This window comes from Burkholderia sp. Tr-20355 (genome assembly GCF_017104685.1).
GTDB classification, from domain to species: domain Bacteria; phylum Pseudomonadota; class Gammaproteobacteria; order Burkholderiales; family Burkholderiaceae; genus Burkholderia; species Burkholderia seminalis.
In genome coordinates this window covers 27,905-53,282 of the sequence record NZ_JAAGPK010000033.1, presented here as the reverse complement: position 1 = coordinate 53,282, position 25,378 = coordinate 27,905, and the positions used below count along the sequence as shown (strand labels likewise).

The following is a 25,378-nucleotide window of genomic DNA, read 5'->3' as shown; positions in this document are numbered from 1 at the left end:
GAACAGGACCGGAACATGACCGAACTCGAATTCCAATCGCTCGCGAACGAAGGCTACAACCGCATCCCGCTGATCGCGGAAGCCCTTGCCGATCTCGAAACGCCGCTGTCCCTCTACCTGAAGCTGGCCCAGCCCGAACGCGCGGGCGCCAACTCGTTCCTGCTGGAATCCGTGGTCGGCGGCGAACGCTTCGGCCGCTACTCGTTCATCGGCCTGCCGGCCCGCACGCTCGTCCGCACCCGCAACGGCGTATCGGAAGTCGTGCGCGACGGCCAGGTCGTCGAGACGCACGACGGCGACCCGTTCCAGTTCATCGAATCGTTCCAGGCGCGTTTCAAGGTCGCGCAGCGCCCGGGCCTGCCGCGCTTCTGCGGCGGTCTCGCCGGCTACTTCGGTTACGACGCGGTGCGCTATATCGAGAAGAAGCTCGCGAACACCGCGCCGCGCGACGATCTCGGCCTGCCCGACATCCAGCTGCTGCTGACCGAGGAAGTCGCGGTCATCGACAATCTCGCCGGCAAGCTGTACCTGATCATCTACGCGGACCCGGGCCAGCCCGAAGCCTACGCGAAGGCGAAACAGCGCCTGCGCGAGCTGAAGCAGCGCCTGCGCACGACCGTGCAGCCGCCCGTCACGTCGGCCAGCGTGCGCACCGAGACGTTCCGCGAGTTCAAGAAGGACGACTATCTGGCCGCCGTGCGCCAGGCGAAGGAATACATCGCGGCCGGCGAACTGATGCAGATCCAGGTCGGCCAGCGGCTGACGAAGCCGTACCGCGACAATCCGCTGTCGCTGTATCGCGCGCTGCGTTCGCTGAACCCGTCGCCGTACATGTATTACTACAACTTCGGCGATTTCCACGTGGTGGGTGCGTCGCCGGAAATCCTCGTGCGCCAGGAAAAGCGCGGCGAGGATCAGATCGTCACGATCCGCCCGCTCGCCGGCACGCGCCCGCGCGGCAACACGCCCGAGCGCGATGCGGAACTCGCGACCGAGCTGCTCAACGATCCGAAGGAGATCGCCGAGCACGTGATGCTGATCGACCTCGCGCGCAACGATGTCGGCCGTATTGCCGAAATCGGCTCGGTGCAGGTGACCGACAAGATGGTCATCGAGAAGTACTCGCACGTGCAGCATATCGTCAGCTCGGTCGAAGGCAAGCTGAAGCCCGGCATGACGAACTACGACGTGCTGCGCGCGACGTTCCCGGCCGGCACGCTGTCCGGCGCGCCGAAGGTGCGCGCGATGGAACTGATCGACGAGCTCGAGCCGGTCAAGCGCGGGCTGTACGGCGGCGCGGTCGGCTACCTGTCGTTCTCGGGCGAGATGGATCTCGCGATCGCGATCCGCACGGGGCTGATCCACAACGGCAACCTGTATGTACAAGCGGCGGCCGGCGTCGTCGCGGATTCGGTACCCGAATCCGAATGGCAAGAGACCGAGAACAAGGCGCGCGCGGTGCTGCGTGCGGCCGAACAGGTCCAGGACGGCCTCGATAGCGACTTCTGACCGGAGACTGACCATGCTGCTCATGATCGACAACTACGACTCGTTTACCTACAACCTGGTCCAGTACTTCGGTGAACTCGGCGAGGACGTGCGTACCTACCGCAACGACGAAATCACGCTCGACGAGATCGCGCGCCTGGATCCCGACGCGATCTGCCTGTCGCCGGGCCCGAGCAATCCGCAACACGCGGGCATCACGCTCGACGTGCTGCGCGAGTTCGCCGGCAAGAAACCGATCCTCGGCGTGTGTCTCGGCCACCAGGCGATCGGCGAGGCATTCGGCGGCCGCGTGGTGCGCGCGAAAACCATCATGCACGGCAAGGTGAGCCGGATCGAAACCGATTGCCGCGGCGTGTTCGCCGACCTGCCGAAGCATTTCGACGTCACGCGCTACCACTCGCTCGCGATCGAGCGCGAATCGCTGCCGGACTGCCTCGAAGTGTCCGCCTGGACCGACGACGGCGAAATCATGGGCGTGCGCCACAAGACGCTGCCGGTCGAAGGCGTGCAGTTCCATCCGGAATCGATCCTGTCCGAGCACGGCCATGCGCTGCTCGAGAATTTCCTGAAGCAGGCCCGCGCCGCGGCTGCACAGGCTGCGTGACGGGAGCCCCACGATGACGATTACTCCGCAGGAAGCGCTGCAGCGCACGATCGAGCACCGCGAAATCTTCCACGACGAGATGCTGCACCTGATGCGGCTCATCATGCGCGGCGACATGTCGCCGGTGATGGCCGCGGCGATCATCACCGGATTGCGCGTGAAGAAGGAGACGATCGGCGAGATCGCCGCCGCCGCGACCGTGATGCGCGAATTCGCGAACCATGTCGAGGTGCAGGACAACTCGAACTTCGTCGACATCGTCGGCACCGGCGGCGACGGCTCGCATACGTTCAACATCTCGACCGCGTCGATGTTCGTCACGGCCGCGGCCGGCGCGAAGGTCGCGAAGCACGGCAACCGCGGCGTGTCGAGCAAGTCCGGCAGCGCCGACGTGCTCGAGGCGCTCGGCGTGAACATCGACCTGCAGTCGGAGCAGGTCGCCGTGTCGATCGCCGAAACGGGCATGGGCTTCATGTTCGCGCCGAACCATCACCCGGCGATGAAGAACATCGCGGCCGTGCGGCGCGAACTCGGCGTGCGCACGATCTTCAACATCCTCGGCCCGCTGACCAATCCGGCCGGCGCGCCGAACCAGCTGATGGGCGTGTTCCACCCCGACCTCGTCGGTATCCAGGTGCGCGTGATGCAGCGCCTCGGCGCGCAGCACGTGCTCGTCGTATACGGCAAGGACGGGATGGACGAGGTGTCGCTCGGCGCCGCGACGCTCGTCGGCGAATTGCGCGACGGCAAGGTGCACGAATACGAGATCCATCCGGAGGATTTCGGCCTGCAGATGGTGTCTAACCGCACGCTGAAGGTGGAAAATGCCGACGAGTCGCGCACGATGCTGCTCGGCGCGCTGGACAACCAGCCGGGCGTCGCGCGCGAGATCGTCACGCTGAACGCGGGCACCGCGCTGTATGCGGCGAACGTCGCCGAATCGATCGCGGACGGCATCCAGCTCGCCCGCGAAGCGATCGCGAGCGGCAAGGCGCGCGCGAAAGTCGACGAACTCGTGCGCTTCACGCAGCAGTTCAAGCGCTGACTCCCCTTACGAATCAAGCAGGAATCCCCATGAGCGACATTCTCGACCGAATCATCGCCGTCAAGCGCGAAGAAGTCGCGGCGGCCATGCGCAGCACGCCGCTCGAGGCACTGAAGCTGGACGCCTCCGCGCGCGACCTGCGCGACTTCGTCGGCGCGCTGCGTGCGAAGCACGCGGCCGGCGACGCCGCGGTAATCGCCGAAATCAAGAAGGCCAGCCCGTCGAAGGGCGTGCTGCGCGAGCACTTCGTGCCGGCCGACATCGCACGCTCGTATGCGGCGCACGGCGCCGCGTGCCTGTCGGTGCTGACCGACGAGCAATTCTTCCAGGGCGGCGTCCGCTACCTCGAAGAGGCACGCGCGGCCTGCACGCTGCCGGTGCTGCGCAAGGACTTCATCGTCGACGCGTACCAGATCGTCGAAGCCCGCGCGATGGGCGCCGACGCGATCCTGCTGATCGCCGCCGCGCTCGATACGCCGCTGATGCAGGACCTCGAGGCGTATGCGCACTCGCTCGGCCTCGCGGTGCTGGTCGAAGTGCACGACCGCAACGAGATGGAACAGGCGCTGACGCTCAAGACACCGCTGCTCGGCATCAACAACCGCAACCTGCGCACGTTCGAGACGTCGATCCAGACCACGCTCGACATGCTCGACATGATTCCGGCGGACCGCATCGTCGTGACCGAATCGGGCATCCTGTCGCGCACCGACGTCGACACGATGCGCGCGTCGAACGTGAACACGTTCCTCGTCGGCGAAGCGTTCATGCGCGCCGAGCAGCCGGGCGAGGAACTCGCGCGGATGTTCTTCTGATGGCGATCGAAAAGGAAATCAAGCTCGCGCTGCCGGCCGGTCAGGCCGACGCCGCGCGACGCTTCTTCGAGACGCTGACCGGCGAACCCGGCCGCGACGTCACGCTCGCGAACGTCTACTACGACACACCCGATCTCGCGCTGGCGCGCTCGAAGAGCGCGGTGCGCGTGCGTCGCACGCCGCACGGCTGGCTGCAGACCTTCAAGACGGTCGGCAGTGCGGAAGGCGGCCTGCATCGCCGCCACGAATGGGAACTGCCGGTCGCCGGCGACGCGCTCGAGATCGACGCGCTCGTCGCGGCCTGCGACGTGCCGGAAGCGGCCGCCGCGCTGAATAATGCGGCCGGCGCGCTGCATGCGCTGTTCCGCACGGATTTTTCGCGTACGCTGTGGCGCGTCGCGATCGGCGGTGCGACCGTCGAGGCCGCGGTGGACCTCGGCGAGATCGTCGTCCAGGCGGAACACGAAACGCGCCGCGAACCGATCAGCGAAATCGAACTCGAACTGATCGACGGCCCGGAAGCGGCGCTCTCGACGCTTGCCGCCGAACTGCAGCAGGCGCTGCCGGGCCTCGCTCCCGAAAACATCAGCAAGGCGCAGCGCGGCTACCGGCTGCGCGCGCAATAAACACGCATCACGCATGGCAACCCGCAAGACTTCCCGCGCGCCGCAACAGGCGTCGCTGTTCGACGATCCCGTGCCGGAAACGGCACCGGCCGATATACCGTCCGCGGCTTCCAAGCCGCCCGCGGCCGGGCGCAAACCCGCGAAGAAAACCGCGGCACCGGCCCCCGCCGCGGCGGCACCGCAGCCCGCCGCCGCCGACGTTCCGCATCTCGCCGCGCAATTCGACGCGCTGCCGGCCGTCTGGCGCGACGTGCTGAAGCCGTTCACCGACAGCGACGCGTACGCGCCGCTGTGCCGCTTCGTCGACGACGAGCGCGCAGCCGGCAAGACGGTCTACCCGACCGACGTGTTCCGCGCGCTGCGCCTGACGAGCCCCGACGACGTGAAAGTCGTGATCCTCGGCCAGGATCCGTACCATGGCGACGATCGCGGCACGCCGCAGGCGCACGGCCTCGCGTTCTCGGTGCCGCCGGCCGTCCGCACGCCGCCGTCGCTGCGCAACATCTTCAAGGAAATCGCCGCGAACTTCGGTCACGACACGCCGCGCCACGGCTGTCTCGACACATGGGCGCGCCAGGGCGTGCTGCTGCTCAACACCGTGCTGACGGTCGAGCGCGGCGCGGCCGCCAGCCATGCGAAGCGCGGCTGGGAGCAATGCACGGACACGCTGATCCGCGAACTCGCCGGCCGTCATCGCGGGCTCGTGTTCATGCTGTGGGGCGCACACGCGCAGGCGAAGCGCGCGCTGTTCGACGCGAGCGCGCATTGCGTGCTCGAGGCGCCGCATCCGTCGCCGCTATCCGCACACCGCGGCTTCCTCGGCTGCCGCCATTTCGCGCTCGCGAACGATTATCTGGTCGATGCGGGCCGCGAGCCGATCGACTGGCGCCTGCCGGAAGTCGCCGAAACGCTCGCTTGACGCGCTGCCGGTTCCTTCGTGCCGGCAAGCACGCAAAAACGCCGCGCCCCTTTCGGGAACGCGGCGTTTTTTTCGGGCGACGCAGAGGCAGCAGGTGCGTCGCACCCGCAGCGGCCTTCCTTACGCGGCGGCGATCGCTTCGCGCGCGCTCGCGAGCGCGGCACTCTGCGCATCCGGGCCGAGATTCAGGCCTTCGGCGAAGATGAAGCTCACGTCGGTCAGGCCGATGAAGCCGAGGAAGGTGCGCAGGTACGGCGTCTGGCTGTCGTTCGGCGTACCGGCGTACTTGCCGCCGCGGGCCGTCACGACGTGAACCTTCTTGCCCTTGATCAGGCCTTCCGGACCGTTCTCGGTGTAGCGGAACGTGACGCCGGCACGGGCGATCCAGTCGAAGTACGTCTTCAGTTGCGACGAGATGCCGAAGTTGTACATCGGGGCGCCGATCACGATGACGTCGGCGGCTTGCAGCTCGGCGATCAGTGCATCGCTCTTCGCGACGATCGCATTCTGCTCCGCGGTGCGCTTGTCGGCCGGCGTGAAGAACGCGCCGAGCACCGATTCGTCGAGGTGCGGCAGCGCATCGGCCAGCAGGTCGCGAACCACGACCTTCGCGCCGGGGTTCGATTGTTGCAGCTTTGCCGTCAGTTCGTTGGCCAGCAGCGTGGATTGCGCACCTTGCGAACGCGCAGCGGAATTGATTTGCAGAATGGTCGTCATGTCAGGCTCCGGTGGGGTTGCGCTTCGGTAGCGCGAGTGACGCCATTGTGCGTGGCCGCATGACCGTGAAAAAGCGGGTTCAGGGCGACGGATTGTTGCAGCAGCAGAACAATCCGTGATCGCGCCCCGATACCCGTCTTCTTACGTTCACCCCTTCAGCCAGGTTTCCCGGGCCCTGGAGACCGCGGCCGGCTTCGCGGCCGCCGTCAGCCGGTAGCGCGTGACTTCCGGGCCGTCGAGCTTCAGTTTCGCGGTACGCAGCTCGTCGCGGCGGAATGCGTGCACCTGGACCTTGTCGCCCGGCCGGTAGCGCGCGAGCAGCGCATCGAGGTTCGTGCCCGTCACGCGCAGCCCGTCGACCGCGATCAGCGTATCGCCGGCCGACAGCCCCGCGCGATGCGCGGCACCGCCTTCGTAGACCGCCGCGAACGTGCAGTCCGTGCCGCCGCGCAGACGCGCACCGATCGTCGGCTTCGCGGCCGCGCCGTTCGCGACATCGGGCGCCAGCGTCACACCGAACGGCGCGAACAGCTCGGCGAGCGGCAGGTCGCGCGTGCCGTGCACGGCATCGGTGAACAGGCGGCCGAGCGCGACGCCCGTCGCTTCCTCGATCAGTGCGTCGACTTCGTTCTCCTCGACGCCCGCCTGCTTGCCGCGGTAGAAGTCTCGGCCGTAGCGCTGCCACAGCAGACGCATCACGTCGTCGAGCGACTTCCGGTTGCGCGTCTGCGCGCGGATCGCGAGATCGAACGCGAGCGCGACGAGCGAACCCTTCGTGTAATAGCTGACGATCGCGTTGGTCGCATTCTCGTCCTGGCGGTAGTACTTGATCCATGCGTCGAACGAGCTTTCCGCGACGCTCTGCTTGAGCCGGCCCGTGCCGCGCAGCACGCCGCCGATCGTCCGGCCCAGTGCCGCGAAATATTCGTCCTGCGACATCAGCCCGCTGCGCACCAGCATCAGGTCGTCGTAATACGACGTGAAACCCTCGAACAGCCACAGCAGCGACGTGTAGTTCTCGCGCGTCAGGTCGTACGGCACGAACGCCGCCGGCTTGATGCGCTTCACGTTCCACGTGTGGAAGTACTCGTGGCTGCAGAGGCCGAGATAGGTGCGATAGCCTTCCGTCGTTTCCGGCCGCCCCTTCACCGGCAGGTCGGTGCGGTTGCAGATCAGCGCGGTCGACGCACGATGCTCGAGGCCGCCGTAGCCGTCGCTGACCGCGAGCGTCATGAACACGTAGCGGTCCATCGGCGCCTTCTTCGACTTCGGCTCGAACAGCGCGATCTGCGCTTCGCACACGCGCTTCAGGTCGGTGCGCAGCCGCTCCATGTCGAGCTGCGTCACGCGCCCGGCGATCACGATGTCGTGCGGCACGCCATGCGCGTCGAAGGTCGCGAGCGCGAATTCGCCGATCGTCACCGGATGGTCGGAAAGCTCATCGTAGTTCGCGGCGCGATACGCGCCGAAACCGTAGCGCTTCGTGCCGCGCGCTTCGGGCAGCGCGGTGCCGACGCGCCACGTGCGGAACGCCGCGCCGGCCGGTTTCGCGATGTCGACCTCGCACGGCGCGGCCTCGCGGCCGGCGACGCTCAGGAACACGGCCGTCGCGTTGAAGAAGCCGCCCGATTCGTCGAGATACGCGGAGCGCACCGACAGGTCCCATGCGTACACGTCGTAGCGCAGCGTCAGCGCGCCGGTCACGGGCGCGGCCTGCCACGTGTGCTTGTCGGTCTTCGCGATGCGCACCTTGCGGCCCGCGTCGTTGAACGCACCGAGCGTCACGATGTTGCGCGCGAACTCGCGCACGAGGTAGCTGCCCGGAATCCACACCGGCAGCGAGAAGCGCTGGCCTTCGGGATCGGGATCGGCGACCGTCACCGATACTTCGAACAGGTGCGCGGCAAGATCTTTCGGGACAATCGAATAGCGGATCGGCTGGGTCATCGTGGCAATCGGTCGGTCGAATACGGCGGCGAAAACGAAGAGAGGCGCCGGCAGATCATGCGGGCGCCCCTCGCTCGCCGGGCCATGCGCCCGGCGTGTAGTCGGTTACTTGCTCGAGGCGAGCGCCTGATTGAGTTGGTCGGCCGAGACCGCGCCCGGCAGGCGGCGGCCGTCCGGCAGGAAGATCGTCGGCGTGCCCGTGACGTTCATCCCGCGCCCGAGCGCGAGGTTCTTGTCGAGCGCGGTGGTATCGCAGGTGCCGGCGCCGGACGGGGTGCGGTGGTCGAGCATCCAGCCTTCCCACGTCTTCGCACGGTCGGTCGCGCACCAGATCGCCTTCGACTTCACGGTCGAGTCCGGCGACAGCACCGGGTACAGGAACGTGTAGACGGTGACGTTGTCGACCGACTGCAGCGTCGTCTCGAGCTTCTTGCAATACGGGCAGTTCGGATCGGAGAACACCGCGATCTTGCGGGCGCCGTTGCCCTTGACGACCTTGATCGCGTTCGCGAACGGCAGGCTCGCGAAGTCGATCTTGTTGATTTCGGACAGGCGTGCGTCGGTCAGGTTCTTGTGCGTCTTGGTGTCGACGAGATCGCCGAGCAGCACGTAGTCGCCCGCCGCGTCGCTATAGATGATCTGCGAGCCGAGGTTCACTTCGTAAAGGCCGGCGACCGGCGATTTCGACACGCTCTTGATCGGCGCATCGTTGCCGAGACGGGCTTGCAGCGTGGCCTTCAACTTGTCGGTGGTCTGGTCGGCCTGCGCGGTGCAGCCAAGCGTCGCCATCGTGACGGCCAGCGCCAGCGACGCGATGCGGATCGTTTTTTTCATCGAAATCTTCCTTCAGCTCAATCGGTGTGCACGGCACAGTGTACGCCGTAACGGAACCGTCTCCGACCGGCGAAGCGGCGGAAGGTTCGCTCAGCCGAGCGCGGCCGACACGAGCCAGCGCTTCACGAGCGGCTGCGCACCGACGAAGGCCATGCCCGCATTGCGCACCGCTTTCGCGAGCGAGCCCGGCACCGCGAAGAGCCGCTGCAGGCCGTCGGTCGCGACCATCAGCGCGCGGATGTCCTCGCGGCGCGAACGCTCGTAGCGGCGCAGCAGCACCGTGTCGCCGAGGTTGCGGAAGCTCTCCTTGCCCGCGATCGCGTCGACGAGCGCCGCGACGTCGCGCAGGCCGAGGTTCATCCCCTGCCCGGCGAGCGGGTGGATCAGGTGAGCGGCATCGCCGACCAGCGCGACGCGCGGCGCGATCAGCTTGTCGACCGTCTGCAGCGCCAGCGGGAAACCGGCGGCCGGCGTCACGCATTCGAGCGTGCCGACCTGGCCGTGCGACACGCGCTCGACCTCGGCCGCGAGCTGCGCGGGGTCGAGCGCGAGCAATTCATCGGCATGCGCGGTGTGCGCGGACCACACGAGCGACACGTGGCCGTCCGGCAGCGGCAGCAGCGCGACGATCTCGCCCTCGTGGAACCACTGGTAGGCCGTCTCGCGGTGCGGCAGCGACGCCTTGAAGTTCGCGACGACGCCCGTCTGCCGGTAATCGCGCCGTTCGACCCGGGCCCCCATTTGGGAACGCACCCACGAATGCGCGCCGTCGGCGCCGACGACCAGATCGGCTTCGAGCACCTGTCCCGACGACAGCGTGAGCACGGCCGCGTCGTCGCGCACGTCGAAGCCCTGTGCGCGCGCGTCGAACCACGTGAGGTTCGGCTGGAACCGCAGGGCGGCGTCGAGCGACGTCTCGACCAGCGACGATTCGGCGATCCATGCAAGTTGCGGCACGGAGGCCTGGTAGGCGGAAAAATGCAGTTCCGCATGCGCGTCGCCGTACACGCGCATGTCGAAGACGGGCGCGAGCCGGCCGTGGTCGAGCGCCTGCCAGACCCGCAGCCGCTCGAGCAGCGCCTGCGAACTGGAAGACAGCGCGTAGACGCGGGTGTCGAACGCGAGATCGGCGGGGCGCGGCGTGGCCGGCTGGGCAAGCAAGGCGGTCTTGTAGCCGGACTGGGTCAGCGCGAGCGCGGCCGTCTTGCCGACGAGCCCGCCGCCGACCACGGCGACGTCGAAGGAGTGGTGGGCAGTCATGGCGGGCATTATAGCCGCGGGGCCAAACCCTTACGCGGCCGGACTTTGCGGGAAATCAGCAGAATCGCTGGCGGCCGATGCGGCGGGGCGGCCCGTCGCATCGGCCGTTCGGCGCAACCCCGGAATCCGGGACGTCGGCACGGTACAATAGCGTCTTTGACCGTCGGCTCGCCGCGCTCCACGCGCCGGCCGCCCTTTTTTTCCCGCGCCGCCGTGCCCTGTCCGGCCGCGCCGCCTTACCCGTCCGAAGGATTCCATGAGTCTCAAATGCGGCATCGTCGGCTTGCCCAACGTCGGCAAGTCCACCCTGTTCAATGCGCTGACCAAGGCCGGCATCGCCGCCGAGAACTACCCGTTCTGCACGATCGAACCGAACGTCGGCATCGTCGAAGTGCCCGATACGCGCCTGAAGGCGCTCTCCGAGATCGTCAAGCCGGAGCGTGTCGTGCCGGCCGTCGTCGAATTCGTCGACATCGCGGGCCTCGTCGCGGGCGCGAGCAAGGGTGAAGGCCTCGGCAACCAGTTCCTCGCGAACATCCGCGAAACCGACGCGATCACGCACGTCGTGCGCTGCTTCGAGGACGAGAACGTCATTCACGTCGCCGGCAAGGTCAGCCCGATCGACGATATCGAAGTGATCAACACCGAACTCGCGCTGGCCGACCTCGGCACCGTCGAGAAGGCGCTCACGCGCTATTCGAAGGCCGCGAAGTCGGGCAACGACAAGGAAGCGGCGAAGCTCGTCGCGGTGCTCGAGAAAGTGCGCGCGCAGCTCGACCAGGGCAAGGCCGTGCGCGGCCTCGCGCTGTCGGACGACGAAGCGGCGCTGCTCAAGCCGTTCTGCCTGATCACCGCGAAGCCGGCGATGTACGTCGCCAACGTGAAGGACGACGGCTTCGAGAACAACCCGCACCTCGAGGCGGTGCGCAAGTACGCGGAAAGCGAGAATGCGCCGGTGGTTGCCGTGTGCGCGGCGATCGAAGCGGAAATCGCCGATCTCGACGATGCGGACAAGGAAGCGTTCCTCGCCGACATGGGCATGGAAGAACCGGGCCTCGACCGCGTGATCCGCGCGGGCTTCAAGCTGCTCGGCCTGCAGACCTACTTCACCGCGGGCGTGAAGGAAGTGCGCGCGTGGACGATCCATATCGGCGACACGGCGCCGCAGGCAGCCGGCGTGATCCACACCGACTTCGAGCGCGGCTTCATCCGCGCGCAGACGATCGCGTTCGACGACTTCATCGCGTACAAGGGTGAACAGGGTGCGAAGGAAGCCGGCAAGATGCGCGCAGAAGGGAAGGAATATGTCGTGCACGACGGCGACGTGATGAACTTCCTGTTCACCCGCACATAAGCGGGCATGGACATTCACCCCCGAATCGAAAGCCTATGGACACGGGGTCGTCAGCTTGCCTTTGTGACAGACGAGTAACGGAGGTCCGCCCAGACCAGCCTCCGAGCGTTAGGCAAAACATCCGAATCGGTCGATAGCCGCCTTCTCGGGTTTTCCATCCCCTTCTTTACAAATAGGGCAAGCCGGCAAAGCCGGCGCGTCAGGCGTTCGAGTGTGTGCAACTCTGGTACCGCCCGCAGGGCGGCTGTCCACACCCGTGTGGTGTGGGCAGCAGAGTTGTGCACACGGGGAACTTGCACCGTCACCTGACATCGGCCATTTTTTTTCAGATGATGCTGCGCGTTCTCGACGACCGCACTCAGCCGGTCAAAACTTCTGCTCAAGTTCAACGACGAACTGGCTGGCGGGAATGCCCAGAGCCTCACACCAGCTACATAGTTCAATAACATCCAGCCGGCGCTCGCCGCGCTCGCACTTGCTAATGAAGGTCTGAGTGGTCTTAAGGCGAGCTGCGACCTCTTCTTGTGTAAAGCCCGCCTCTTCTCTAGCTGCTCGCAGCAGCTTAGCGAACAGAGCGTATCGGCGAGAGTAGATAGATTTTTCCATTGGCGGCTCGACGCGAGGAGCCGCAAGGTTGCAAGCGATTTTGGAATAGTCCAAAATAGACTATTTGCAAAGCGAACCTCGTCCTGCTATCGCGCGGATTCGCGATGCCGCGCTACCGTCGAATGTCAACTTCACGCGACGCGCGCTCGGCTGCAAACTTCCTTTTCAAAATTGCTGCTAGCGAAGGACAGCTCGTCCCGCCGCAGGTCGATGACGGAGAATTATTGGTGACTGCTCCTCGAGCACTTCGTCGCACGCTGTCGTGTGATAACTCGCCGGCGGTGCGCCGGCTGGTAAAGACGGTTGAACCCGTGGACACCGAACTGCACCCTAAGCCCCGCATGTGGATGGCGAACACTAGGCAGCGCGAGCTGTTTTCTTGCTTCCCGCTGTTCTTTCGCGCGGTGCATCACCCTGAGTCGTACCTTGCGAACATCTCGCACTTTGGTATTCAGTGCGGCGTTGGCTGGTATCCAATCATTGAAACACTTGCGCGCGACATTGAGGTCGAGCTTCGCACTTTGTGGCGCGAGCAACTCCAGTTTCCGGAGCAAATCGCCCAGATGGATAGGGCACTCCTGCACGGTCGGGCCACCTACCCCACGCTTCCCCTCTGCACCGACATCACGCAGGTCGGCGGCGAACTTATGGTTGTTCTCCTCAACGGACAGCTGTGTCCCCCTGATGTGGAGTCGCGCATTCGAGCGCATGTGGAAATCGCAGTGACAAGTGCTCAGCACATCTGTGAGAGCTGTGGCAAGCCTGGCGAGCTCCGGAAGGTCTATTGGCACCACGTCTACTGTGACGAGTGCATCGATGAGCCGGCCATCGACCTGAACAACTCAAAATCGCAGACGTAGGCGAGCCGGATATGCAAACTACCTCTCAGTCGGTCAACGTCCCCGATGACTTCCCGCATGACACGATGCTCGCCGTCATCTCCGGAGCGCAATCCGAAGTCCGCACCATCCTGTCGGAAGGCAAGTACGTCGCTGGCCAGACTGCCGCGCAACGCGAGGAACGTTGAAGCATCTGCGAGGGCCTAGCGCACCAGCTTGCCCCGAATGCGCTGAAGCATTCGGCGACCCGTCCGGTACCCACGCGCGACGACACGCTTAGACCCGTGTGCGCCGCGGTCGCACGCAAGGGATGGGTTTCCTACGGCGAGTTGGCCTAGCTCGTCTCCCGCCTGCGACCGCTATTGGACTGGTAGCCGTCTCTGGGATTGTTGTACCTTTTTAGCCCTTCTAGCTGCCACTATGCCTCCAGCATCTTCCACGCCGAACTCGGCACTCAGCCCGCTGGCACCTGACCTACGGAAGCTCGGCCGCTTGGTTAAAAGCCGCAGGCTCCAGTGCGAACTCAGCCTTCTCGACGCCGCCGAGAATGTCGACATCGATGTCGCCGAACTGAGCCGCATCGAGGACGGATTGTCTGCCGGCACCGAAGCCCTGTTCAAGGTCCTCGCTGGGTTCGGCCTAGCGATGCTCGTAATGCAACTGGACGACGCCAGTGAAGCACTAGAGGCAGTCGGTCACACCGTCAACTGGCATGAAGTGATGGAGCAGCGCGCTCCTCGGCGGGAACGGCCCCGGTCCGCTCCCTATATTCTTGACTGCACCAATCCAACGCTATTCGTCGACTTCGACGGGACGCTGCACATTGGCAATGCTTACATCGACGAAGATGAAGGAATATCGCTCGATACCGGCCGCCCTCTGCTGGAGTTCGCGCCCATACTCGTCGAGCTTCTGGAGCCTTATCCCGATGTGGAAATTGTGCTCACGACGTCATGGGTGCGGCGGTTGCCCGAGGAGCGCGTCATCGAGTACCTGCCGCCCGAACTGCGTCGACGCGTCGTCGGAACCACCCGGGATGTCAAACCCCGGCTCAGCTATGTGCAGGATGGCACCGAGCGCACCTACGTCATCAGCAGCTATGCCTATGGAAAGCGGCTCAAGCACTGGCTCGCTATCGACGACGCGGTATTCGGCGCCGCGAGATTTGGCCGTGAGCCCGGTGAACTCGCGGACCATTTCCTGCTGCTCGACTCGTCCAGTGGAATCAGCGACAGCAAAGCACTGCGCCGTATTGCGAAGTGGCTTACTGAAGTGCATTCCGCGCGAGATAGCTAGCTGCACACGCCGACAACGTATATGGAGCAGTCTCCCATGACTACAGCGTATGAGCGTACGAGGGCAGTCACCGAAACGCGTAAGCTTTTGCAACTGCTTGCCTCGCCCACCACCGCCGCCACGCGCGACGCGATTCGGGACACCGCTCTGCTACTCCTCCGCCACTATCCGCTGGACGTCGACCTCGAGATATCAGCCGCGGCATTGCCGGGAATCTGGACCGCTCCCAAGCGCTAATGCACCGGCGCGACAAGAATCTCGAATTCTAGTCGCTCGCGAGATAGGGTGATGCTGCTGTGCGTTGAGAATCGGCCGGCCCAAAGCCGCTGCGTCGCAAAGAATCGACCTCCCGGGAGGTAATATGACGCAACGCCTTCAGGACGTTGTTGGCAAGCTGTATCGGTCACTAGCTGGCCACGCACGTCAGGTATTCGCACTGTCGCGACGCGACGCGGAAAGACTGCCCCGTCTGCCGTCGGTGGCCGTCATCTCCGTCACCGCTCCGGGACGCTCACCGGCCAATCTCGACGGCTTCGACCACGTGCTGCGTCTGAGCTTCGCCGACGTGGACTTCCTGAAACCTGACTTGTCCAGAAAGGCAACGGAAAAGCTCACTGATGCATTCACCCGCGGGCACGCTGACATGATTCGCTCATTCGTCGAATTCCTGCCGGAGGAAATCAACGCAATTGTCGTCCATTGTGAGGGTGGCTACTCGCGGTCGTGTGCCATAGCGCTCGGACTTCACCGCCTATATGGCTACAACGTGGAAATGGAGCATCTCGCTCATGCGAATTCTTCAATACTTCACGTGATGACCGCAGACGAAAACATGGCCGGCATTCGTGCAGAGCGCAGCCAGTTGGAAATACTGGATGATGTAGAGAAAGGACTCCAGGACGCGCTTGCCGACAGGACGATGCCCGAAAGAAAGTTCCGCAAATCGCTGCGACGGTCTGCCCGTCGGAAATGAAGCAGGGCACAGTCTCAAGAACTGGCTAGCGATTAAAGATTCGGTTCACTGTCTGTTTCGGCTGAATACGAGAGTTCTCAACACCCACATCGCGTCTCGTGCCCTAGGGCGAGCGCGGCACTGACGATGCTTGAGCATCATTTTTCGGCCAGCAGATTTAGCTCGTTTGCGCCGGAGCCGGGGACCCGACGGCTTCGCGCCGGCAACCGCTAACGTTTGCGGAACATTCCCCCTCACCGTCGCTTCACCCTTTTGAAATCTTTTATTGCGGTGCAGCTGAAAAACACAAGATATAGGTATTGCGCCGCTACCCTTGCGTATCTATAGTAGCCGTGACGCCCAAGCAATCTGGGTGCCTGCCCGAGAAGGAACTACGCAGTAATACCCTGGAAAAAGACACGTGAGTTTCGGCGCATACCAGCTTCCGCCGCCCGCCGATTGGCAGGCATTCGAACGTTTTACACGCGACTTGTTTGCCGCTTACTGGAACAACCCGACCGCTGAGATGAACGGTCGAGCTGGGCAAGCGCAGGCCGGTGTTGACGTGTACGGAATTAACTCAACCACCGGAAAGAACGAAGCCGTCCAATGTAAAGGGAAGGACGGCCGCTATGGACACTCGGTAACCAAAGAGGAGCTGCGCGCCGAGGTGAAAAAGGCGCTCAGTTTCAGGCCTGAGCCTAGCCACTACTATCTGGTGACGAGCGGCGCCGCAGACGTCGCGGTCCAAGAGGAGGCGCGACAAATTAGCGCCGCTCACGCAGCCGAAGGAAGGTTTGCTGTCCAGGTATTCGGCTGGGAGCAGTTACTTGCCCTACTTCAAAATTTTCCGAAAGTTGCACGCGCGCATTTCCGCCCCTTGCTCGTGGCGCTTTCCCAAATCGACGCGCCGGCGGAGCTAATCGCTATCTGCCATCAGTCGTTTCAGCACGCTGGGATGTTTGACGATGTGGACCCCGCAGCCGCAGCCGACGGATTTCACCCTGTTCACATGGATGCCTCCGCCTTTTACGAAGGCGGCGTGCTTGATGTCCGAGGTGCTCTCGCGCTCCAACGCAATCTATATCGCGATGTGACTGCGCAGCTGCGGGCCCACCCCAAAGCGACCGTCGCGTACTTCGGGATTGCACACATCCCGCTCGCGATGCATGCAGGTGCCGCTGTCTCGACCAAGCAGGCCGTGCGCCTCTACGAACTCGACGCTGCCGCTGCGGAGAGCGAGTGGCATCCTCTACTTGATGGTGACGCGCCTGACCTCGGCGTGGAGGTGGTGGATATGGGCGGGCCTGTCGGCGGACCGGACGCTGTTATTCAAGTCGACGTTAGCGCGCGAGTTGCTAAAGCCGATATCGACCATACCATTGACCGACCATACCGCCATTTTTCCGTTCGTATCGCAGAGCCCAAGCGTGGGGTTATCACCCATCACGAACAAGCAAGTGCTATTGCTAAAGCATTTCGCGAAGCGCTAGACAAGATTCACAACGAGAATCCAGCGACCATTCACCACGTTTTCGCAGCAACGCCGATGTCAGTTTCCTTCCGGCTTGGACAGATGGTGAGCTACACGATGCATCGCTCCGTACGTGCCTATAACTATTCGCAGCGGAGCACACCGCCATACTTCTGGGCCGTGGACCTTGTAGCTGCAGATGGCCAACCTGGACAACTCTGGATTTCGGGGGAATAACGCCATGTATGACGCGTCCAATGAATTAGCTGCCTTTTATGAGAATCACGTTCGCCTTGGCACGCAACTGCGCGACGACCTGGGCGGCTATCGCGACCTTAACCTCGACCGCCTGACTGCGGGTTTGAAGTCTCTCGGTGACAAGAAGAACGTCGTCTACAAAACGTTCGTAGATAGCAAGAATCAGGGAAGCTACGCCATGCACACCCTGAATCAAAGCGAACACATCGACTATGACATTGACGTTGCCGTCATCTTCGAGGCAAGTGACCTCCCGGAGAAAGCAGCCGATTCACGCGCTCGCGTTCGCGACGCACTGCTCGAGAAGTGCAGCAACTTCACCAAGGAACCTGAAGCGCGCAAAAATGCGGTTACGGTCTGGTATGCGGATGGGTACCACATCGACTTCGCAGTCTATCGGCGCCGAACTGACTGGTTCGGCAATCAAACAATTGAGCACGCCGGCGGCGACGAATGGACTGCGCGCGACCCGATGGCATACACCAACTGGTTCAGCAAGCAAGTCGATTCGAAGAGCCCTCCAACGTATCTTGAAGTCCTCCTTGGCACGCGGGTCAACGTCGCAAAAGGTCAGTTGCGGCGCATCGTTCGGTTCATCAAGGCATTCGCTCGGTCGCGCTCTGGATGGGCGTTGCCGGGCGGCATCATCATCACTACCCTCGTTTGCGAGGTGTATAAGCCACATCCCACTCGCGATGACGTTGCTCTCGTCGAGACACTCAAGGCGCTGCTTGCGAGACTCCGAGCTACGGTCGATGTCCAGAACCCCGTTCAATCTGGTGCCGGGTTTACATCGTCAGACCGCAGGAAACGTGAGGTCGAGCGCCTTCGCGATACGCTAGCCGACAAACTGCCGAACCTCGACATTTTGCATCAGCCATTGTGTACGCCCGCGCAAGCGTACAAAGCGTGGGATGCGATTTTCTGCCACGACTATTGGACGGGTGCGCGGAAAGCTGTCGCACAATCCGCAGCAGCGAATGGTCTCACTATTGAATGCGCCCTCGCCCGGGTGAGCAAGAGCAAGGTGTATAAAGCGCACGTGAGCGACTCGCCGGCCTTACCGAAAGGCATTCATCTCCGCTTCATGGCGACTCCAGTGGGAGTTGAGCTTCCATACAGCGTGCGCTGGACAGTGCGGAATGAAGGAGACGAGGCACGAGAAGAAGGTCAATTGACCCACAATAGCTTGCTGGGACCCTCAGAACCATACTGGACCTCCACGGCCTTCAAGGGACGCCACACAATGGTCTGTGAAATCGTGAAGAATGGGCAAACGGTGCGCCGAGCCGAGCATATTGTTCGCATCGCTCCTGGAACGCGTTACCTTTAAGCTCTCACGCACAGTTTGTGCCGCGTTTCGCCTCACACTGGCGCAAGACGGGACGACAATTTATCCGCGGATGTATGGACCTCGCTCCTCACCTCGACAAGAAATTCGGCGGACTTTGGTCGCGCGCCGGCACTCTCCATAGTTTGGCTGACCTCGACACCGACACGCTCTCGGGCTGGGCAAGGGCGGCCGGATTGACCGTGGTCGACGTAGTAGAGCGAAACGTTGGTATGTTCCGGCCGGTACCCGCCATCGTGCTAACTGTCGAAGGCGGCACTGCGTATTTCCCAAAAGTTTCGGCGACGAGGTGCCCGACGTGGCTCGCCAACAAAGCAGCGTGTGAGCGTATTGCTACAGCATGGGAAAAGGTGGAATGGTTCGAACCACTCTGGGTAGCCCGAGGTGACCGCAACAAGCTGCTAGCTGATATCGAGCACCGCTCGAAGGAACAAGCAATAGCGATGTTCGATTACCACACGTCCACCATATACACACTCGCATTTCAAGCGGTCTGCATCGCCCAGCTCATACCGAATTCGCGAAGCCTTGCTCCGTTCGCACCCATCGCGAGAGAGGCGTATCTGGCCTTCTATGCGGGACACCGGGCATCGAGTATCGCTGCGCTCATCCCCGTCATGGAAGGTGCTCTGCAGCGAATATCGGAAGAGAGCAGCAACTTGCATGTGCCTGCACAAATCGACCGCATCATCGACCGTGCATGCGCGCTGGCCGGTCGAATTCACTATGACGGCAACTGGGTTCCGAGCGACTATCAAACCAAAGAGTATCTCTACGCGCAAGACGAACGTGTCTTCGTCTTTGAGACATATCGGCAGTGGCTGAAGGGAACGTTCTTCCGCCAGACCGGGGAGTATGACGGCGTCACCTGGCTAAATCGACACCTGTTTGCACACGGCGCTTCGACGCAATGGGCCAATTCGGGAAACTTTCGCAGGCTCGTCGTCGCACTAGCCACGTTGGGCGTCATCGAGTCTTGGCACGATGAGACAAACAGCGTTCCCATGTTACTTCCGAGGATGAGTGATGACAGTACCCTTCTCTGGCATCAGGCTCAAAACCAGGCGAACAGCCAGATGATGCTCAAACTTCTTGAACAAAAGAATTATCACAAGTATGGACAAATTGTCCCCCCGATGCCTACGGACGATGGCGTCACTTTGAGAAAGGCGCATCTGGCTCAACAGTGCATCAGCGACTTGGTGCGCCCTCTACGGAACGCTGGGTGGAGCGTTGACGTTGCGGAGCCAGATGCACAAGCACTCTACATGACGGTTGAAGCGAAGTGCGCCGGCGAGACGTTGCGCGTGGCACTCCTTTTTAGTTGCGCGACCGACAATAAGCTCTACCGCGAACTCGCGCAGAGCGCTAATGCCATTCTCTACCTTGGCGCTCCTTACAATCAGAGCGCGTATGCTTACGGCATCAATGTTCATGTGGGACCGGTCACAGCGTGGCAGCCACCGCGCGCGCCTGCGGGACAAGTCAAGAGACCTCTCGCGGGGCTGGAAGACAGATTCCGCTCGTTTCTGGCGTGGACGCGGTCGGTCATCACTGGATTTCGCCGCGTTTCACGATAACGGGCATTCACTAGCTCGCCGGGCGTCCAGCTATTTGACCGCTCGAACTTGAAAGCGAAGGGAGCGGATGACCAAGCCAACGCCTCCTGCCTCCACATCTCCTTCTTCCAGAGCTGCTTGTTTCGGGAATCCGTTTCGCCATCGTCGTCGGTCTACCACATCCAGCCCTGATTCCCAGACTAATCGGGCACGGGAAACCTGCACTTCAGACGGCAATCGTTGTTGCCGTTAATCAGGCAGTTGTGTAACGTACTCTGCGTTACAAAAAATTGCCGGGAACGATATGCCCGCTGGTAAAACCGAAACCATCAATGTACGCGTTCGGCCGGACCTAAAACGCCTGCTCCAAGAAGCCGCGGAATACGAAAACCGCAGTCAGACGAACCTGCTCGAGACACTTATCCTCGACCACTGTCGAAAGCTCGGGCTCGTCGTGCAGCCGCGCGTGTCCCGCATCGAATCCGAGGGCTAAATGAGTTCTTCCAGCTTGCTTACCAAGCTGCTTGACTACGTCGTCGAGCAATCAAAAGATATCGACCCGCGGGGGTTCAGGCTTTCTGGCACCGATGGATTCCTTCGCACGAGCGGCGACCTGCGAGGGCTGCCGGGCGTAGACCTTGACATCAAGGTCGAAGGCGACCATATCTGGCTCCGCGTGGCACGACTTGAGGCCCAGAATCCGCCAGCGGTTCCGCCCGAACAGAAGGAACTGTTTGTCGTCGACTCCAACCCGACTGGAAAGCTTCCACGTATCAATGAAGCGGCGCTGGAGCGGCGCATTGGCGTCTTGACGGAAGGTAAGCCTGAGCTGGAGTCACAGCAGCTTGCGGACAGCGAGAAAGCGGCTGTTCAGGCGGAGCTGGAGCGCTACACGAGACTCTGGCAGACGTGGGCCGAAGTGGAAAAGCCGCGGTGGCAGGTTATTCGACTTTACGGTGAGCTGTTCTCACTCAAGCAGCAGCTGGAGCTTGAAGACACGGCCAAGCCGCAGGAGTTCGTGTGCGGCATCGGTGTCGCGTCCTGGAAGATGAGCTTCGAGGAACGCACGAAGAAGGTCGACTTCGACTACCAGTATCCGGTGCTCACGCAGTCGCTCGAACTGGCCATCGACGACCGGACCCTCGCCATTGAGGTCCGGCCACGCGCGGTGAGCCCGCGCATCGAGTTCGACGCCTTTTCCGCTTGTCAGCTGCAAAGTGCCGCAGCAGTCGAACGTGCGGCCAAGGAGGAGCTCGAGCGGTCGGCGGAGCGCCCGCCCAATCCATTCGACCCGGGGACCTACGAGCATGCCCTGAGAAGCGTTGCAGGGAATATCGACCGCAACGGCAGATACATTGAAGGGCAGGTGGGACTCCCTCCGGCTGGTCCGTCGCTGCTGGTTACGGACCTATGGGCGCTCCACTCGAGGCCCCGGTCGAACAACTTCCTGCACGAGGACATCGAGCGGCTCAAGGCGTGCCTGAAAGAGGGAGCCGAGATTCCGGAAGGTCCGCTCGCGCTGGTCACACCGCCCGCGGATGAGAAGGTCAGCTATGAAGCTGTCTCGTTCCGCGGCCTCGCCGGTACGCCATCCAGTGGTTCGGGCAAGACGCGAGAACTTTATTTTCCGCTGCCCTACAACCACGAGCAGGTCACCATCGTCGAGCAACTCGAGCGCGCCGATGGCGTGGCGGTACAGGGCCCGCCCGGGACCGGAAAGACACACACCATCGCCAATATCATCTGCCACTACCTGGCGAACGGAAAGAAGATTCTGGTGACGTCCAAGGGCGAGAAAGCTCTCGAACTGCTGCAGGAGAAAATTCCCGAGGAAGTGCGGCCGCTGACCGTGGCATTGCTTTCGGGTGACCGCCAGGGCATGCAGCAGTTTCAGGCGAGTATTGAGGCCATCATTCACCATGTTAGCCAGATGAACCCGGATGTGGTCGCTTCCCAGATTCAGGCAGACCTCTCCGCCATCGACCGCGCGCATACCACCATGCAGCGCATCGACCGCCGCATCGACGAAATCGCGATGACGCAACTATCCGATGTGGAGGTGGATGGCGTCGTGATGCGTGCCCAGAAGATGGCTGAGTTCGTCATCGAAGGTGGGAAGACGTTCTCTTGGTTCGACGATTCGCTCTCGCTTGCTCCCGAGAATGCGCCGCCGCTGGTCGCCGAGGAAGTCAGTGCGTTGCGCGAGGCGCGGCGCAACCTCGGCACCGACATTGGATATGTTTCGTCGCATCTGCCGGCGAGTGCCGCGCTCCTGGCCGTGGATGATGTCCGCCGGCTGCATACGGTCATGGTGAATATCGCGAGCCTCAAGGAGGCAGAGGCGAAGGGCACGCTCATTCCGTTGAGGGCCACAACCGACGATGTTTACGAGCACGCGCGCGACATGCTCGCCAAGGTCGATGCGGCCGTCAGGCTCGCCATCGAGATTGAAGAAACCGAAGAGACATGGCCGTTTGACCTACGGCGCAAATGCCGCCGCGCCGACCACTCGACTGAACGCATGGCACTTGAAGCGCTTTTTGGGGAATCCGACCAGCTGATGGAGGCGCGCTCGGCGTTCATGCAGCGCCCGGTCAAAATCGACGAGGCCGCGCTTGGCTCACCGAAGGTGAAAGAGGCGCTCGAGCGAGCGGCAAAGACCGGCAAGCCCTTCGGCATGTTCGCGATGGGCGCGGGCGATGCCAAGGAAATGGTGGCAGCAATTCGTATTGCCGAAATTGGACCGAAGAACGAAGCCGACTGGCAGCATGTGCTCTCGTACGTGAACCTGCACGAGCAGGTTGCATCCTTCTGCGCGCGCTGGAATGAGTTCGCCGATGTCCTGGTTGTACCGAGACTCACACCGAGCGTCACGCAGTTGCGTCATATTGAGCGGGTCACCATCGCTGCGCGCAAGGCACATGCTTTCGCGACGAACCACGACGTCCATCTAACCGCGGTCGCCGACAAGGTGTTTGCAGTGCCGCCAGTGGATGACCTTCGAGGTGGTTCGGAGCAGCTTTCGCGCGTTCGGGACTATCTGCGCCAGCACCTGAGCCGTGTTGAGCTGGCGCAGGCGATGACGAATCTGAGCATCCTGCGCGAGAAGCTCGCGGGCACCCGCGGGCTGGTGGCGGAGCAGCTGCGCGATTTTGCGGAGAACCGTCTGGGTGAGCCAGCGTTGCCGGCAGAGAAAGCGGCGGCCGACTACGCCGAGCTGGTTGCGGAACTGCGGCGCATCGAAGGACTTTTCAACGAACTCGAAGCGGTCCGCACGCTCAGTAAAAAAATTGAGACTGCTGGTGCAGTGCGCCTCGCCGCGCGACTGCGCAGCGTCCCGGTGCCCGCCGCTGGTGAAGACGTTACCTGGCCCGCAAGCTGGCGCGAAGCGTGGAACTGGGCACGTGTGCGCGACTACCTGGAAAACATCGAAGCGCGGCAGGAACTGCTTGAACTCGCGGCTCAGCGCCGGGATGTCGAGTCGGGGCTCTCCCGCCTGTACTCGAGCATGGTGTCAAAGTCGGCATGGCTGTCGACCAAGATGAATGCGACGCCCAAGGTGCTGTCGGCGCTCGAGACATACCGAACTGCAATTCGCCGCATTGGCGCCGGCACCGGCCCCAATGCGGTCCGGCACCGCCGCGACGCGCAGAAGGCGATGCATGATGCACAAGACGCCGTGCCGTGCTGGGTGATGAGCCACGCCAAGGTGTCGGAAACGCTCCCTGCGAACCTCGGTGCTTTCGACCTTGTCATCGTCGACGAGGCGTCGCAGTCTGACCTGTGGGCGTTGCCAGCAGTCCTGCGCGGCAAGAAGATTCTGGTGGTTGGCGACGACCGGCAGGTGTCGCCGGATGGCAGCTTCATCTCGGCCGTGCGTATCCAGGAGCTGAAGGACCGTTTCCTTGCTGACCAGCCCCATGCGCCCGTACTGACGCCGGAGAAGTCGCTCTACGATATCGCGTCGACTGTGTTCGCCGCGCAGAAGGTCATGCTGCGCGAGCACTTCCGATGCGTCCCGCCCATCATCGCGTACAGCAACAAGCACTTCTACAAGGACTTCATCCAGCCACTGCGCATTCCAAAAATGTCACAGAGGATTGACCCGCCGCTGGTCGACATCTACGTGCCGCACGGCGTGCGCGACAAGAGGGACATCAACCGCGCGGAGGCCGAGGCGATTGTGGCCGAAATTCAGGCCATCCTCGCCAACCCGCAGTTCGAGCATCGCACGCTGGGCGTGGTCACGCTGCTCGGGCCAGAGCAAGGCAAGTTCATCGACACGCTCGTGCGCGAGCGTTGTGACGCGGCTGAACTGCACCGGCGTAAGTTCGCCTGCGGCGATGCCCGGACATTCCAGGGTGCTGAGCGCCACATCATCTTCCTGTCGCTTGTCATCGACTCGTCCGGCACGCGAGCGCTTTCGGACCAGTCGTCAGAGCAGCGGTTCAACGTCGCTGCGAGTCGCGCGCAGGACCGCATGTATCTCGTGCGCTCTGTGAAGCTCTCGGAGCTGTCTGCATCAGGGAAAGACCTGCGTGCAGGCCTGTTACAGCATTTCTCGATGCCAATCGACCAGCAGGGCAACGGCGAGGAGGAAAAAGGCCTCATTGACCTATGCGAGTCGGGCTTTGAGCGACAGGTGTACACGGAGCTGGTTAATCGGGGCTACCGCGTCATCCCGCAGGTGAAGGCGGGCGCGTTTCGCATCGACATGGTGGTTGAGGGCGCGAACGACGCGCGACTTGCCATCGAACTGGATGGCGACGAGTTTCATGGCCCTGACCGATGGCAAGCGGATATGAACCGGCAGCGGGTGCTCGAGCGCGCCGGTTGGGTCTTCTGGCGCTGCTTTGCCTCCACCTGGTCGATGCGCAGGGAGGAAGTGCTCAACGACCTGCTGGCCCGCATGTATGCGCTTGGCATTGAGCCCTTGGGAGCTATTGAGCGAGTGCCGGCGCTAGTCGAGTACCGGGAATGGAATGGTGAGCGCGATGACTTGGTCGACGAAGAACCGCTACCTGCATAGTCCTTGGCCAGAATCCGACCTGTTGATGTCTGAGATAACGTCGCACGGAAAGCGGCGAAGTCTCTGCTGAAGTTCCTATTCGGAGCGAGCACGGCCAGCAATAGCCACAACAAATCAGACGGAGCAACCGATGAAAGAGCGTTGTGAGAGATGCGGCTGCACTCCCCACTCGCCTCGGCACCGCTGCTCACTTTGCGGCAAACTTGTATGCAAAACAAATTGCTGGTCGGCGTCAGCGAAAACCTGTAATCACTGCGCCCCTGAGAACATGGCGAAGCAAGTCGCATCGCTCGATGTGTCCCGGCCGACGCCAACCGAACACAAGACATTTGATGGCAAGCCCATCTATATGTGCAGTGCGTGCAAAGGTTTGGTCGGCCGGAG

The 25,378-nt window shown here is 62.8% G+C and carries 21 protein-coding genes; 16 read left to right on the top strand and 5 right to left on the bottom strand.

Translation table 11 applies throughout. From position 1 onward, the window contains the following. Positions 1-15 precede the first annotated feature (15 nt). From trpE to G3N62_RS11560, 6 genes are read left to right on the top strand one after another with little or no spacing between them, the layout of a single operon-like run. Positions 16-1,509 carry an anthranilate synthase component I gene (trpE, locus tag G3N62_RS11585; protein ID WP_011546531.1) on the top strand — a complete coding sequence of 498 codons (1,494 nt, stop codon included), beginning with the start codon at positions 16-18 and terminating at the stop codon, positions 1,507-1,509. 13 nt (positions 1,510-1,522) lie between these two features. Then, on the top strand, positions 1,523-2,113 hold the full coding sequence (locus tag G3N62_RS11580; RefSeq protein WP_049030266.1) for an aminodeoxychorismate/anthranilate synthase component II: 591 nt from the start codon (positions 1,523-1,525) through the stop codon (positions 2,111-2,113). A gap of 13 nt (positions 2,114-2,126) precedes the next feature. Further along, positions 2,127-3,158 (top strand): anthranilate phosphoribosyltransferase, encoded by a 1,032-nt coding sequence (trpD, locus tag G3N62_RS11575; protein WP_124670883.1) that lies wholly within the window; start codon positions 2,127-2,129, stop codon positions 3,156-3,158. A 29-nt stretch (positions 3,159-3,187) separates the two neighbouring features. After that, positions 3,188-3,973 (top strand): indole-3-glycerol phosphate synthase TrpC, encoded by a 786-nt coding sequence (trpC, locus tag G3N62_RS11570; RefSeq protein ID WP_124670884.1) that lies wholly within the window; start codon positions 3,188-3,190, stop codon positions 3,971-3,973. After that, positions 3,973-4,599, top strand: a complete 627-nt coding sequence (locus G3N62_RS11565) for a CYTH domain-containing protein (protein WP_069705988.1) — start codon at positions 3,973-3,975, stop codon at positions 4,597-4,599. Before trpC ends, G3N62_RS11565 begins: the two co-directional genes overlap by 1 nt. A 13-nt stretch (positions 4,600-4,612) precedes the next feature. Next, complete coding sequence (locus G3N62_RS11560; RefSeq protein WP_034187483.1) at positions 4,613-5,518, top strand: uracil-DNA glycosylase; 906 nt, start codon at positions 4,613-4,615, stop codon at positions 5,516-5,518. A gap of 120 nt (positions 5,519-5,638) precedes the next feature. Here G3N62_RS11560 and G3N62_RS11555 read toward each other — a convergent pair whose 3' ends face one another. From G3N62_RS11555 to G3N62_RS11540, 4 genes are all read right to left on the bottom strand, one after another. After that, on the bottom strand, positions 5,639-6,235 hold the full coding sequence (locus G3N62_RS11555; protein ID WP_034187484.1) for an NAD(P)H-dependent oxidoreductase: 597 nt from the start codon (positions 6,233-6,235) through the stop codon (positions 5,639-5,641). A 147-nt stretch (positions 6,236-6,382) separates the two neighbouring features. After that, positions 6,383-8,182: a PDZ domain-containing protein gene (locus tag G3N62_RS11550; protein ID WP_124670885.1), complete on the bottom strand. Its 1,800-nt coding sequence runs from the start codon at positions 8,180-8,182 to the stop codon at positions 6,383-6,385. 105 nt (positions 8,183-8,287) lie between these two features. Next, complete coding sequence (locus G3N62_RS11545) at positions 8,288-9,016, bottom strand: DsbC family protein (protein ID WP_034187486.1); 729 nt, start codon at positions 9,014-9,016, stop codon at positions 8,288-8,290. 90 nt (positions 9,017-9,106) lie between these two features. Further along, positions 9,107-10,285: a UbiH/UbiF family hydroxylase gene (locus tag G3N62_RS11540; RefSeq protein WP_034187487.1), complete on the bottom strand. Its 1,179-nt coding sequence runs from the start codon at positions 10,283-10,285 to the stop codon at positions 9,107-9,109. Positions 10,286-10,532: 247 nt separating this feature from the next. Here G3N62_RS11540 and ychF point away from each other — a divergent pair, with 247 nt between their 5' ends. Then, complete coding sequence (ychF, locus tag G3N62_RS11535; RefSeq protein ID WP_124670886.1) at positions 10,533-11,630, top strand: redox-regulated ATPase YchF; 1,098 nt, start codon at positions 10,533-10,535, stop codon at positions 11,628-11,630. 366 nt (positions 11,631-11,996) lie between these two features. On the opposite strand, the gene G3N62_RS11530 is transcribed toward ychF, so the two are convergent. Next, a complete protein-coding gene (locus G3N62_RS11530; protein ID WP_124670887.1) occupies positions 11,997-12,236 on the bottom strand; it encodes a helix-turn-helix transcriptional regulator in 240 nt (79 codons plus the stop codon). Between the two features lie 104 nt (positions 12,237-12,340). On the opposite strand from G3N62_RS11530, the gene G3N62_RS11525 reads away from it, so the two are divergent. From G3N62_RS11525 to G3N62_RS11490, 9 genes are all read left to right on the top strand, one after another. Then, positions 12,341-13,096, top strand: coding sequence for a hypothetical protein (locus G3N62_RS11525; RefSeq protein ID WP_162531912.1), 756 nt, complete (start codon positions 12,341-12,343; stop codon positions 13,094-13,096). Positions 13,097-13,107: 11 nt separating this feature from the next. Continuing rightward, positions 13,108-13,263, top strand: a complete 156-nt coding sequence (locus G3N62_RS11520; protein ID WP_185733116.1) for a hypothetical protein — start codon at positions 13,108-13,110, stop codon at positions 13,261-13,263. Positions 13,264-13,567: 304 nt separating this feature from the next. After that, positions 13,568-14,371, top strand: a complete 804-nt coding sequence (locus G3N62_RS11515) for an HAD domain-containing protein (protein ID WP_239694023.1) — start codon at positions 13,568-13,570, stop codon at positions 14,369-14,371. A gap of 21 nt (positions 14,372-14,392) precedes the next feature. Further along, on the top strand, positions 14,393-14,608 hold the full coding sequence (locus G3N62_RS36415; protein WP_306170532.1) for a BPSL0761 family protein: 216 nt from the start codon (positions 14,393-14,395) through the stop codon (positions 14,606-14,608). A gap of 124 nt (positions 14,609-14,732) precedes the next feature. Beyond that, positions 14,733-15,344 carry a hypothetical protein gene (locus G3N62_RS11510; RefSeq protein WP_058040313.1) on the top strand — a complete coding sequence of 204 codons (612 nt, stop codon included), beginning with the start codon at positions 14,733-14,735 and terminating at the stop codon, positions 15,342-15,344. 400 nt (positions 15,345-15,744) lie between these two features. Next, positions 15,745-17,034, top strand: coding sequence for an SAVED domain-containing protein (locus G3N62_RS36410; RefSeq protein ID WP_124670889.1), 1,290 nt, complete (start codon positions 15,745-15,747; stop codon positions 17,032-17,034). Then, positions 16,997-18,388: a cyclic GMP-AMP synthase DncV-like nucleotidyltransferase gene (locus tag G3N62_RS11500; protein WP_239694022.1), complete on the top strand. Its 1,392-nt coding sequence runs from the start codon at positions 16,997-16,999 to the stop codon at positions 18,386-18,388. Before G3N62_RS36410 ends, G3N62_RS11500 begins: the two co-directional genes overlap by 38 nt. A gap of 74 nt (positions 18,389-18,462) precedes the next feature. Beyond that, positions 18,463-19,986 carry a hypothetical protein gene (locus G3N62_RS11495; protein WP_124670890.1) on the top strand — a complete coding sequence of 508 codons (1,524 nt, stop codon included), beginning with the start codon at positions 18,463-18,465 and terminating at the stop codon, positions 19,984-19,986. Between the two features lie 472 nt (positions 19,987-20,458). Then, complete coding sequence (locus G3N62_RS11490) at positions 20,459-24,994, top strand: AAA domain-containing protein (RefSeq protein ID WP_124670891.1); 4,536 nt, start codon at positions 20,459-20,461, stop codon at positions 24,992-24,994. Positions 24,995-25,378: the final 384 nt, after the last annotated feature.